Source organism: Salipiger sp. PrR003, from assembly GCF_010500785.1.
Taxonomy (GTDB): Bacteria; Pseudomonadota; Alphaproteobacteria; order Rhodobacterales; family Rhodobacteraceae; genus Salipiger; species Salipiger pacificus_A.
On the sequence record NZ_JAAGOV010000041.1, the window covers coordinates 52,728 to 65,426 of the forward strand.

Below are 12,699 nucleotides of genomic sequence, written 5' to 3' on the forward strand. Positions count from 1 at the left end.
CCTCAGGTGACCACGCGCAGGGTGAGGTTGATCCGCCCGCCCTGCGGCAGCAGCGTCGACGAGCCGAAGCGGATGCGGTCAACGCCGTGGTGTTTCAGACGCGCCGCGCCGCCCATCACCACCACATCCCCGGACTTCAGCCAGACCGACTCGGTCTTGCCGCCCCGCGCCTCGTTGCCCATGCGAAACAGACCCTCGTCGCCCAGCGAGACCGAAAGCACCGGGCAGGAGAAATCCGCCTCGTCCTTGTCCTGGTGCAGCCCCATGCGGGCGCCTTCGCCGTACCAGTTGATCAGGCAGCATTCGGGATCGCGCGCCACGCCCGAGAGCGCGCGCCAGATCGACAGCACTTCTTCCGGGATCGGCGGCCAGTCCATGCCGCCGGGGTGGCGCGGCTCGTAGCGGTAGCCACGGCGGTCGGTGACCCAGCCGAAGCGGCCGGCCGCGCTCATCCGTACCGACATCTTCTGACCGCGCGGGGTGACCGGCTGATAGAGCGGCGCAACGCGCAGCAGATTGCGCAGCGCGTCGACAAGCGACTCCTGCGCCGGGCGGTCGAGGAAACCCTGGAAGAGCTGGAAGCCACGGATGTCGAGAGGGGCCGTCATGGCCTTCTTGTCGGGCATTCCGTGGCGACGCGCAAAGAAAATCGCCGGAAATGCAGGCAAAGCCCCGCCAAGGCCGCTTGCAGGGCTCAAACCCCCTCCTTATATACCCTCCGAACGCCGCGAGGCCCCCGCCGGACGGCTTCTTCAACAAGCGGGGCTGGATGCCGTAACGGGTCCGTATGCCTCGCGTCATCGCCTTGAATTGGAAAAGGGATCGAATCATGGGCAAAGTGATCGGTATCGACCTCGGCACCACGAACTCCTGCGTCGCCATTATGGACGGCAGCCAGGCTCGCGTGATCGAAAACGCCGAAGGCGCACGTACCACCCCGTCGATCGTCGCCTTCACCGACGACGAACGCCTCGTCGGCCAGCCCGCCAAGCGGCAGGCCGTGACCAACCCGGAAGCCACCATCTTCGCCGTTAAGCGTCTGATCGGTCGCCGCACCACCGATGCGGAAGTGACCAAGGACCAGAACATCGTCCCCTACAAGATCGTGGACGGCGGCAATGGCGATGCCTGGGTTGAAGCCAAGGGTGAGAAATACTCCCCGTCGCAAATCTCTGCCTTCATCCTCGGCAAGATGAAGGAAACCGCCGAGAGCTACCTCGGCGAGGAAGTGACCCAGGCCGTCATCACGGTCCCGGCCTACTTCAACGACGCCCAGCGTCAGGCCACCAAGGACGCCGGCAAGATCGCTGGCCTCGAAGTGCTGCGGATCATCAACGAGCCGACCGCGGCTGCGCTCGCCTACGGCCTCGACAAGAAAGAATCGAAGACCATCGCGGTCTATGACCTCGGCGGCGGCACCTTCGACGTGACCATCCTCGAGATCGACGATGGCCTCTTCGAGGTGAAGTCCACCAACGGCGACACGTTCCTCGGCGGTGAAGACTTCGACATGCGGATCGTCAACTACCTGGCGGACGAGTTCAAGAAAGAGCATTCGGTCGACCTGACCAAGGACAAGATGGCCCTGCAGCGTCTCAAGGAAGCTGCCGAGAAGGCCAAGATCGAGCTGTCCAGCTCGAGCCAGACCGAGATCAACCAGCCGTTCATCTCGATGGGCTCGAACGGCCAGCCGCTGCACATGGTCATGAAGCTGACCCGTGCCAAGCTGGAAAGCCTCGTGGGCGACCTGATCAAGGCCTCGCTGAAGCCCTGCGCCGCCGCGCTGAAGGATGCCGGCATTTCGAAGGAAGAGATCGACGAGGTCGTTCTGGTCGGCGGTCAGACCCGTATGCCGAAGGTCATCGAAGAGGTGACCAAGTTCTTCGGCAAGGAGCCGCACAAGGGCGTGAACCCGGACGAAGTGGTTGCCATGGGCGCCGCGATCCAGGCCGGTGTTCTGCAGGGTGACGTGAAGGACGTGGTCCTGCTCGACGTGACCCCGCTGTCGCTGGGCATCGAGACGCTGGGTGGCGTGTTCACCCGCCTGATCGACCGCAACACCACGATCCCGACCAAGAAGTCGCAGATCTTCTCGACCGCCGAGGACAACCAAGGCGCCGTGACGATCCGTGTCTTCCAGGGTGAGCGCGAGATGGCGGCCGACAACAAGCTGCTCGGCCAGTTCAACCTCGAGAACATCCCGCCGGCGCCGCGCGGCATGCCGCAGATCGAGGTGACCTTCGACATCGACGCCAACGGCATCGTTTCCGTGTCGGCCAAGGACAAGGGCACCGGCAAGGAACAGAAGATCACCATCCAGGCATCGGGTGGCCTCACCGACGCGGACATCGAGCGCATGGTCAAGGACGCCGAGGAGAACGCCGAGGCGGACGGCAAGCGCAAGGAGCTCGTCGAGGCCCGCAACCAGGCCGAGAGCCTCATCCACTCGACCGAAAAGTCGATCGAGGAGCATGGCGACAAGGTCGATCCCTCGACCATCGAAGCCATCGAGCTGGCGATTGCCGCGCTCAAGGATGACCTCGAGAAGGACGATGTCACCGGCGAGAAGCTGAAGTCCGGCATCCAGAACGTGACCGAAGTGGCCATGCGTCTGGGCGAGGCGATCTACAAGGCGCAGGCCGAGGCGGGCGACAGCGCTCCCGAAGCCGACGCCGGCGACTCCGGCGACAAGTCGGGCCCGTCGGATGACGACAACATCGTGGACGCGGACTTCGAAGACCTCGACGACCGCAAGCGCAGCTAAGCCATAGCGGAACCAGACGGGGGCCGGTCCGGATGCCGGACCGGCCCTTTTCTGTTCCGGGCCAAGGAGGGCATGTATGTCCAAGCGTGACTATTACGAGCTGCTCGGCGTCGCCAAAGGGGCCTCCGCGGACGAGATCAAGAAGGGCTATCGCAAGAAAGCGAAGGAACTTCACCCCGACCGGAACGCGGACAACCCTGAGGCGGAAGCCCAGTTCAAGGAAATCAATGAGGCCTACGAGGTTCTCAAGGACGCCGACAAGAAGGCGGCCTATGACCGCTACGGCCACGCGGCCTTCGAAGGCGGCATGGGCGGCGGGGGACGTCCCGGCGGCGGCTTCGGCCAGCAGGGTGATTTCGCCTCGGCTTTCTCCGACGTCTTCGACGATCTCTTCGGCGACTTCATGGGCGGCGGCCGCGGTGGCGGCGGACGCCAGCGCGCGGCGCGCGGCGCGGACCTGCGCTACAATCTGCGCGTGACGCTGGAGGACGCCTACGGCGGCCTGCAGAAGACCATCAACGTGCCGACCTCGGTGCAATGCGGCGAGTGCCATGGCTCGGGTGCCGAGGGCGGCGCCGAGCCGGTGACCTGCCCGACCTGTTCGGGCATGGGCAAGGTCCGCGCAACGCAGGGCTTCTTCACGGTCGAGCGCACCTGTCCGACCTGTTCGGGTCTCGGCCAGATCATCAAGAACCCCTGTTCCTCCTGTGGCGGCCAAGGGCGTGTGCAGAAAGAGCGTTCGCTGTCGGTCAACATTCCTGCGGGGGTCGAGACCGGTACCCGCATCCGTCTGGCCGGTGAAGGCGAGGCGGGGATGCGCGGCGGTCCTCCGGGCGATCTCTACATCTTCATCGAGGTGAAGAAGCACGGCATCTTCGAGCGCGATGGCACCGAGCTGCATTGCCGCGTGCCGGTGTCGATGACCACCGCCGCACTTGGCGGCGACATCGAGGTGCCGACCATCGACGGCGGCCGCAGCCGGGTGAAAATCCCCTCTGGCAGCCAGTCCGGTCGCCAGATGCGCCTGCGTGGCAAGGGCATGCCCGCCCTGCGCGGCGGCCCGGCCGGGGATATGTTCATCGAGCTGGCGGTCGAGACCCCGGTAAACCTCACCTCGCGCCAGAAAGAACTTCTGCGCGAGTTCGAGGATCAGTCCGAGGATAACAACCCGGAATCGAAGAGCTTCTTCTCTTCGGTGAAGGGGTTCTGGGATTCGATGAAGGGCTGATCGGCCCTTTCACAAGGATCGGACACGGCGCGGGATGGTCCGCGCCGTTTTCTTTTGCGGCACTGCGGCCACGGGTGCGTTTCGGCCTGCGCTATGTCTCGCGCTTGGCTTAACGCTTTTCTAACCGTGATTCCGTCACCCTGACGCGATGAGCCCCCCCCGCCATTTCTCCGACATTCAGCCCTCGCTCTTTGCCGGCGACGAGGCACCGGTTCGCCCTGCGCCCGGCGGGCGGCCGCTCCCGTCCTACATCCGCGATCACCGGAGGCGGCTGCGCGATCGCTTTCTCACCGGGGGGGCCGATGCCGTGCCCGACTACGAGCTGCTGGAGCTGCTGCTGTTTCGTGCCATCCCCCGGCAGGACATGAAGCCGCTCGCCCGCCGCCTGCTCGAGCATTTCGGCGATTTCAACGCCGTTGTCTCGGCCCCGCCCGCCCGGCTGCGCGACGTTGACGGGGTGGGGGAGGCCGTGGTGACCGAGCTGAAGATCGTCGAGGCGGCGGCGCATCGTTTGGCACGCAGCCGGGTGCTGCAGCGGCAGGTGGTCAGCTCTTGGGAGGCGTTGCTGGACTATTGCCAGACCGCCATGGCGCACCGCGACACAGAGCAGTTCCGCGTGCTCTTCCTCGACCGCAAGAACGTGCTCATTGCCGACGAGCCGCAGGCGCGTGGCACGGTGGACCATGTCCCGGTCTACCCGCGCGAGGTGGTCAAACGGGCGCTGGAGCTGAACGCCAGCGCGCTCATTCTAGTGCACAACCATCCGTCGGGCGATCCCACGCCCAGCGATGCCGACATCGAGATGACCGAGCAGATCCGGCTGGCGGCAGAGGCTCTGGGCATCACCTTGCACGACCATCTGGTGATCGGCCGCTCGCGCGAATTGAGCTTCCGGGCCGAGGGGCTGCTCTGAGCCCTAGCGCAGCCAGACCTCGACGCGGCGGTTTACCTGCCGACCCCAGACCGTGTCGTCGCAGGCCATGGGCATGGCCTCGCCGAAGGCGTCGGTTTGCAGGGTAATGCCTGCAAGGTCATTGGCCTCGGCAGCCGCGATCACCGCGTCGCGGACCGAGGCGGCGCGCTCGGCGGCGATTTGCAGGTTGCCCTCGCTCGGCCCCTCTCCGTCCGAGAAGCCGACGAAGACCAGCGTGCGCCCATCGTACTCGCCCAGCTCCAGCGCCCGGGCGAGCTGCTGAACGTTCGAGCGGGACTGCGTGTCGAGCCCTGCCGAGCCCGCTTCGAAGCGGAAGGAGGTGGTCAGGCGACGCATCGGCGCGAGCGCGGCCACGAGCCGTTTCAGTTCGCTCAGGCCCGCGTCGCCCTCGGCAATGGCAATGGCGTTGGCCAGCCGGTCTCCTTGCGCGTCGAGCGGTAGCTCTTCGGGGCTCTGGTCGACGAAGCCGGCGCGTCGGATGACGATCTGCGCGGGGGCGGAGCGGGTGAACTCGAGGAACTCGCGCGCCAGCTTGGGCAGGCGGCGGGCGGGCATGTAGACGAAGACCGGCATGGTGAGCGGGTAGTCCTCGGTCTTGATCGCCTGCCGCGTGCCACGCAGGTGGAAGCCGCAGCTGCCGGTGAGCACGACGGGGCGGCTGTTGCCAACCTCTGCCGCGCTGACAAAGCCGAGCCCCAGGGCATCTTCGGAGACCGCCGCGGCGAGCGCCGAGGCGCTGTCATGGCGGACGGTTTCTGAGGTGCGCAGGGTCAGGGTGGGGGGCTGAAGGAGATGGTCCTCGAGCGCCTGCACCAGCCCCGACCCCTCGCGCGGGAGGTGCAGCACGATTGGCGCATCCGGGCCACCCAGGTCCTGCCAGTTGTCGATCTCGCCAGAGAGCACCGCCGCCAGGTTGGGCAGCGAGACCTTGGTGACCGGATTGGCGGGGGCCACCACCGGTACCAGCGCGTCGAGCGCCAGCACCCGGCTGCGGTTGGGCTGCGTCAGATCGCCAAGCCCCGCCTGCCGCGCAAGCTCCTGCTCGGCGGGACGGACCTCGCGCAGGGCGACGACGATATCGGCCTCGTCGGCGAGCAGGTCGGCAAAGCCCTCGTCGGTGCTGGACGGGGTGATGTCAAAATGGCCGATCTCGCGCTCGCCGTCGGTCAGCGCGTAGCGTGTGCCGCCCCCGGCCAGCGTGCCCGGCTCGGCGCCGTAGCCATTGCGCTGCGCGAAGCTCTCGATCAGCGCAGGCATCAGCAGCGCGCCCAGGGAGGTGGCTCCGGAAATGCGCAGCTCGGCGACGAAATCGGTCAGCGAGGGGCAACCGACGCCCTCGCAGAGCACGCCCGAGCTGTCGACGGTCAACTCGCCGTAGCGGCTGTCGATACGGTAGAACTCGCCGTCGAAGCCAAGCATGGTCCCGCTCAGCTCGATACCGCCGTCGCGCGAGCGCAGAGTCACATCCTGAGCTTCGGCGCGTGTCGGCAAGAGGAGGCCTGAAAGGGCGCCCGGAATGAAAAGTGCGGCGATGATCGCCGCACGGACCTGTCGCATCGGGGCCTCTTGACCGCTCGTTCTAGTTGGCGGCGATCTTCAGGTCTTCGAGCAGGTTTTTCAACACCAGAAAGTCGCCGGTGGCGCTGCAATCTGGCATGGAAAGCGTGAGGTCGCGGGCACGCAGGCTGCCGCCCAGGCGGAACTCCAGCGTCTGCGCCTCGATCCCCCGGCCGCAATTGGCCTTGGTGATCTCTGCCTCGATGGTGAGCGCGACCGCGCCGGCGGTCTTTGCCGCGGCGGCGGGGAAGGTGTAGACCTCGGCCATGCGCGCCTCGGAGCTGGTGGCATCGCCAAGGCGGGTCATGAACCCGCCCTCGCCGCGCGCGGTCCGGGTCAAATCTCCGGCGGCGGCGGCCCAGACGTGGCCCGCCTCGTCTCCGGTCGCGCCGAATTCATTTGCGTGAAGTGCAAGCCCGCTCTCGCCACGCCATTGCAGCACGACCCTGTCGTAGAAGGGCAGGGCCGGGACGTCGGCCATGGCGGTCGCCCCCGCGCCAGTGGCGAAGGAGGCGATGAAGAGCGCCTTCTCCGCCAGCGCGGGCACCTCGACACGGAGTGTGCCGTCGGGCTGAGTGACCTCGGTGAACATCAGTCCGTTGTGGTGGATCGTCACGCGCTCGGAAGCGAAGCAGGGGGCCACGATGTCGAGCGCGACCATCGCCCCGGCTCCGGAGCGCGCGGACATGGTGACCGAACAATCTGCGGCCGTGATCTCGGTCTCCTCGGGAAGGACCGCCGGGCGTGTCCCTGCCTCGGAGAGGGCGGCGGTGCGGATTTTCTGTGGCGCAGGCAGGCTGGCCTCGGCGGCACGATCAGCGGGAAGCTCCGGAAGCCGGACCGAGGAGGTGTCCTCGATCTGGGCGATCTGCATGGCCCCGGCGCGTTGGCCGCGGGCGTCGAGCTGCTGCATCGCGAAGCCGATGATGACGGCCGCGCTGAGGGTCATAATTGCAAGTCTGTAGCTCTTGATCCGTCCCATGATCGTCCCCGACAACTGAACTCGTACCGGAAACAATCTAAGCCGGAAAAGAGGCATGGTTGCGGCAGTGCGGAGGAGTCATCGGGGCGGGCCCGGGGCATTTGCGCCCCGGGCCCGCCCCGGAATGTCGGTCTGCGATGTCAGCGGCGCCTGATCAGGCGAGGCTACCATGGCAATGCTTGAACTTCTTGCCCGAGCCGCAGGGGCAGGGATCGTTGCGGCTCGGATTGCCCCAGGTTGCCGGCTCGTTCTCGTCGAAGCCGTCGACCAGCGGCTCGTGCGATTCCGGCACAGCCGCGTTCTCGCTCGGGCCGACCGCATGCGCCTGTTCGGCGAGCTTCTGCTGCTGCGCCTGTTGTTCGGCCATCTGCTGCAGCATCTTCTGCTGCTCTTCCTGGGTCATCGGGCGCACCCGGCCAAGCTGCTCGGTCACGCGCTCGCGCAGGGATTCCAGCATCGACTCGAAGAGCTGGAAGGCTTCGTTTTTATACTCGTTGAGCGGGTCACGCTGCGCATAGCCACGGAAGCCCACGACCGACCGCAGGTGCTCGAGCGTCAGAAGGTGCTCGCGCCACTTGGTGTCGATGGTCTGCAGCAGCACCTGCTTCTCGATCTGGCGCATGGTCTCGGGACCGAAGGCCTCGGCCTTCTCGGCCATCTGCTTGTCGGTGGCCTCTTCGATGCGCTCGCGGATGGTTTCCGCGTCGACGCCCTCTTCGTCGCCCCAGGCGATGACCGGCAGGTCGATGCCCAGCTTCTCGATGCAGGCGGCGTAGAGACCCTGCATGTCCCACTGGTCGGCATAAGCCTTCGCGGGCACATAGGTTTCCACCAGCTCGTCGATCACCTCGTGGCGCATGTCCTCTGCGATCTCCGAGAGATCCTTGGCTTCCATGATCTCCAGACGCTGCGCGAAGATCACCTTGCGCTGGTCGTTCATCACGTCGTCGAATTTCAGCAGCTGCTTGCGGATGTCGAAGTTGCGGCCTTCGACCTTGGCCTGCGCGCGCTCCAGCGACTTGTTCACCCAAGGGTGGATGATTGCCTCGCCTTCCTTCATGCCGAGCTTGGTCAACACCTTGTCGAGCCGCTCAGAGCCGAAGATGCGCATCAGGTCATCTTCGAGCGACAGGTAGAAGGAGCTGCGGCCCGGGTCACCCTGGCGGCCCGAACGGCCGCGCAACTGGTTGTCGATGCGGCGGCTCTCGTGGCGCTCGGTGGCCAGCACGAAGAGACCGCCGGCCTCCTTCACCTCGGCCTCGGCCTTGGCGTGCTCGGTCTCGATGCGGGCGCGGATTTCTTCAGGGTCGGCCTCGGGATCGGCGGCGATGGCCTCCATCACGAGGAATTCGAAGTTGCCGCCCAGCTTGATGTCGGTGCCGCGGCCAGCCATGTTCGTCGCGATGGTGACCGCGCCCAGCTTGCCGGCGTCAGCGACGATCTGCGCTTCCTGCTCGTGCTGGCGGGCGTTGAGCACGTTGTGCGTCAGCCCGGCCTTGCTCAGCAGCTGCGAGAGCAGTTCGGATTTCTCGATCGAGGTGGTGCCGACGAGAACCGGTTGTCCCTTCGCATGCGCGTTCTTGATCTCTTCGGTGATCGCCGCGTACTTCTCGGCGGTGGTGCGGTAGACCTTGTCGTCGTCGTCGATCCGCGCGATCGGCCGGTTGGTCGGCACTTCGACCACGCCCAGCTTGTAGATCTCGGCAAATTCCTCGGCCTCGGTCAGCGCGGTGCCGGTCATGCCCGACAGCTTGTCGTAAAGGCGGAAGTAGTTCTGGAAGGTCACGCTGGCGAGGGTGACGTTCTCGGGCTGGATCTGGCAGCCTTCCTTCGCCTCGATCGCCTGGTGCAGGCCATCCGACAGACGGCGGCCGGCCATCATCCGGCCGGTGAATTCGTCGATCAGCACGACCTGCCCGTCTCGGACGATGTAGTCCTTGTCACGGGTGTAGAGCTTATGTGCGCGCAGGCCCTGGTTGACGTGGTGCACCACGGTGGTGCTCTCCGGGTCGTAGAGCGTCTGGCCTTCGGGGAGGATGCCGCGGCGGTGGAGCATGTCCTCGAGCGCCTCGTTGCCCTCGTCGGTGAAGGTGACGTTGCGGCTCTTTTCATCGAGCGTGTAGCCGTCCTCGGGCAGTTCGGGGATCAGCCGGTCGATGGCGACATAGAGGTCCGAGCGGTCCTGGCTGGGGCCGGAGATGATCAGCGGGGTGCGGGCCTCGTCGATGAGGATCGAGTCCACCTCGTCAACCACGGCGAAGCCATGGCCGCGCTGCATCATCTGGTCCAGTTCGGACTTCATGTTGTCGCGCAGGTAGTCGAAGCCCAGCTCGTTGTTGGTGGCATAGGTGATGTCGCAGGCATAGGCCTGCTTCTTCTCGTCCTCGGGCTGCTGCGGGTAGACCACGCCGGTGGTCATGCCGAGCGCGGCGAACACCTTGGACATCCACTCGGCGTCACGGCGGGCCAGGTAGTCGTTCACCGTCACCACGTGCACGCTCTTTCCCGAAAGGGCGTTGAGGTACGACGGGAAGGTGGCGACCAGCGTTTTGCCCTCGCCGGTCTTCATCTCGGAGATGTTACCCTGGTGAAGGAAGATCCCGCCCATCAGCTGCACATCAAAGGCGCGCAGGCCGAGCGCGCGCTTGGCCGCCTCGCGGCAGTTGGCAAAGGCCTCGGGCAGCAGCGCGTCGAGGCTTTCGCCCTCGGCAAAGCGCTTGCGGAACTCCTCGGTCTTGGCGATCAGCGCGGCATCGTCCAGCGCCTCGTACTCGGGTTCCAGCGCGTTGATTTGAGAGATCAGAGGTCGGGTGGCCTTGATCTTGCGGTCGTTCGGGGTGCCGAACACCTTCCGCGCGAGTTTTCCCATTCCGAGCATGTGGCCTGCCTGTCCTGTCTGACAAAGTCGTGTTCCGCGTGAGGCATCCGCTTGCCCGCCTCGCACTCAACCCATATGACACAGGGGAACGACCGGCCTTGCAGAGCCTTGTGGCGATGTAAGCGGCAGGTTGGTAAGTGTCAACGCCGCCCGGTGGCGGGCGGCCAACTGGAAGGACGCCTAGATGCCCAAAACCCTCACCACACTGGGGGCGGCCGCGCTCGCCCTGACCCTCGCGCTGCCCCTTCACGCCCAGGATCAGGCTGCGGAGCAGACCGAGGCGCTGAGCGCCGACACCGTCGTGGCGACGGTGAATGGCACGGACATCACCCTCGGCGAGATGCTGGTCGTGCGCGCCAGCCTGCCCGAGCAGTACCAGCAGCTTGGCGATGACGTGCTCTGGGACGGCATCCTCGACCAGCTGGTTCAGCAGGAAGTGCTCGCACAGGACGAGAAGGCGGTCGAGACCAAGCGCGTGGACCTGTCGCTGAAGACCGAGCGCCGCACGCTGCTCGCCGCCGAGACCGTGTCGGCCGTGGCCGACGCCGCGGTGACCGACGAGGCGCTGCAGGCCGCCTATGACGCGCAGTTCGCCGATGCCGACCAGGGCCAGGAATACAACGCCTCGCACATCCTCGTGGAGAGCGAGGACGAAGCCAAGGCGATCATCGAGGAGCTGAACGGCGGCGCCGATTTCGCCACCGTGGCCAAGAAGAAATCCACCGGCCCGTCCGGCCCCAATGGCGGAGAACTCGGCTGGTTCAGCAAGGGCATGATGGTCGAGCCCTTCGAGACCGCGGTCGCGGACATGGAGCCGGGCGCGATCTCCGAAGCGCCGGTGCAGACCCAGTTCGGCTGGCATGTGATCAAGCTCAACGAGACTCGCGCCAAGGAAGCGCCGAAGCTCGACGAGGTGCGGGATCAGCTCGCCCAGCAGGTGCAGCAGCAAGCCGTCGCAGCCTATATGGACGACGCCGAGGCTGGCGCCGAGATCACCCGCAAGTCCTCGGGGGATATCGATCCCTCCATCCTGTCCAACCTGCAGCTGCTGGAGGACTGAGTGGCCAAGACCCTCGCCGTTTCCCCGCTGGCCCCTGCGGCCTTTCCCGACCTGCCGGTGATCGACGGGGTGCGTTTTGCCTCTGTCGCGGCGGGGGTGCGCTACGCGGGGCGCACCGACGTCATGCTGGCCCTGCTCGACGCAGGCAGCACCATGGCGGGGGTCTTCACCCGCTCGGCCACGCGCTCGGCCCCCGTGCTCGACTGCCAGGCCAAGATCGGCGCCACCTCTGACGAGGGCGCGGCGATCATCGTGAACTCGGGCAACTCCAATGCCTTCACCGGCCGCAATGGCATCGAGTCCACCCGCGCGGTGACCTCGGCGGTGGCGGCGGCGACGGGCCTGCCCGAGGCGCGCGTCTTCTCCTCCTCGACCGGGGTGATCGGCGAGCCGCTGCCGCATGAGCGCATCACCGCCAAAGTGGACGAGCTGGTGAATGCGCTTGATGCCACCGGCATCGCCGGCGCGGCCAAGGCGATCATGACCACCGACACCTTCCCCAAGGGCTCGACCGTCACGGTCGACTTGCCGGGCGGGCCGGTGAAGATCGCCGGCATCGCCAAGGGCTCGGGCATGATCGCGCCCGACATGGCGACCATGCTTGTCTACATCTTCACCGACGCGAAGGTGCCGCAGACCCTGCTGCAGAAACTGGTCAGCCAGATCAACGACCGCAGCTTCAACTGCATCACCGTCGACAGCGACACCTCCACTTCCGACACGCTGCTCATGGGCGCCACCGGCGCCTCGGGCATCGAGGTGACCGAAGCGGACACGGCCTTCGCCGAGGCGCTCGAGACCGTCTTCCTCGATCTCGCGCACCAGGTGGTCAAGGACGGCGAGGGGGCGACCAAGTTCGTCACCGTCGAAGTGACCGGCGCCGCCAGTGACGCCGACGCGCGCACCCACGCCATGGCCATCGCCAACTCACCGCTGGTCAAGACCGCCATCGCCGGCGAGGACCCGAACTGGGGCCGCATCGTCATGGCGATCGGCAAGTCCGGCGCGGCGGCGGATCGTGACCTTCTGACGATCCGCTTTGGCGACGTGCTGGTGGCGGAAAAGGGCTGGCGCTCGCCGGACTACCGCGAAGAAGACGGTGCCCGGCTGATGAAGGCGCCCGAGATCACCGTCTCGGTCGATCTTGGTCTGGGGCAGGGCATGGCCACCGTCTGGACCTGTGATCTGACCCACGGCTACATCTCGATCAACGCCGATTACCGGTCGTAACAGCCTTGCCCCTCTTTGTGGGGGCACATATCCCGGAGAGCGCGAGGGGCTCCGCCCCTCGCGTTT

The 12,699-nt window shown here is 66.2% G+C and carries 9 protein-coding genes; 5 read left to right on the forward strand and 4 right to left on the reverse strand.

The window, feature by feature from the left end; translation table 11 throughout:
• Nucleotides 1–2: 2 nt before the first annotated feature.
• Nucleotides 3–608 (reverse strand): alpha-ketoglutarate-dependent dioxygenase AlkB, encoded by a 606-nt coding sequence (locus G0D83_RS13975; RefSeq protein WP_164195050.1) that lies wholly within the window; start codon nt 606–608, stop codon nt 3–5.
• Nucleotides 609–829: 221 nt separating this feature from the next.
• Between G0D83_RS13975 and dnaK the strand changes: the two genes are divergently transcribed.
• From dnaK to radC, 3 genes are all read left to right on the forward strand, one after another.
• A complete protein-coding gene (dnaK, locus tag G0D83_RS13980) occupies nt 830–2,764 on the forward strand; it encodes a molecular chaperone DnaK (RefSeq protein ID WP_164195052.1) in 1,935 nt (644 codons plus the stop codon).
• Nucleotides 2,765–2,840: 76 nt separating this feature from the next.
• Complete coding sequence (dnaJ, locus tag G0D83_RS13985) at nt 2,841–3,992, forward strand: molecular chaperone DnaJ (protein WP_164195055.1); 1,152 nt, start codon at nt 2,841–2,843, stop codon at nt 3,990–3,992.
• A 148-nt stretch (nt 3,993–4,140) separates the two neighbouring features.
• Nucleotides 4,141–4,905, forward strand: coding sequence for a DNA repair protein RadC (radC, locus tag G0D83_RS13990; protein WP_164195057.1), 765 nt, complete (start codon nt 4,141–4,143; stop codon nt 4,903–4,905).
• Between the two features lie 3 nt (nt 4,906–4,908).
• Here radC and G0D83_RS13995 read toward each other — a convergent pair whose 3' ends face one another.
• The 3 genes from G0D83_RS13995 to secA form a co-directional block, all read right to left on the reverse strand.
• Nucleotides 4,909–6,483, reverse strand: coding sequence for a phosphate ABC transporter substrate-binding/OmpA family protein (locus G0D83_RS13995; RefSeq protein WP_164195059.1), 1,575 nt, complete (start codon nt 6,481–6,483; stop codon nt 4,909–4,911).
• Between the two features lie 22 nt (nt 6,484–6,505).
• The gene (locus G0D83_RS14000; RefSeq protein WP_164195062.1) at nt 6,506–7,465 is read right to left on the reverse strand and encodes a translocase; all 960 of its coding nucleotides are present in this window, start codon (nt 7,463–7,465) and stop codon (nt 6,506–6,508) included.
• A gap of 154 nt (nt 7,466–7,619) precedes the next feature.
• Nucleotides 7,620–10,343 (reverse strand): preprotein translocase subunit SecA, encoded by a 2,724-nt coding sequence (gene secA, locus G0D83_RS14005; protein ID WP_164195064.1) that lies wholly within the window; start codon nt 10,341–10,343, stop codon nt 7,620–7,622.
• A gap of 184 nt (nt 10,344–10,527) precedes the next feature.
• On the opposite strand from secA, the gene G0D83_RS14010 reads away from it, so the two are divergent.
• Together G0D83_RS14010 and argJ are read left to right on the forward strand one after the other, a co-directional pair.
• Nucleotides 10,528–11,403, forward strand: coding sequence for a peptidylprolyl isomerase (locus G0D83_RS14010; protein ID WP_164195066.1), 876 nt, complete (start codon nt 10,528–10,530; stop codon nt 11,401–11,403).
• Complete coding sequence (gene argJ, locus G0D83_RS14015) at nt 11,404–12,633, forward strand: bifunctional glutamate N-acetyltransferase/amino-acid acetyltransferase ArgJ (protein WP_164195068.1); 1,230 nt, start codon at nt 11,404–11,406, stop codon at nt 12,631–12,633.
• Nucleotides 12,634–12,699 lie beyond the last annotated feature (66 nt).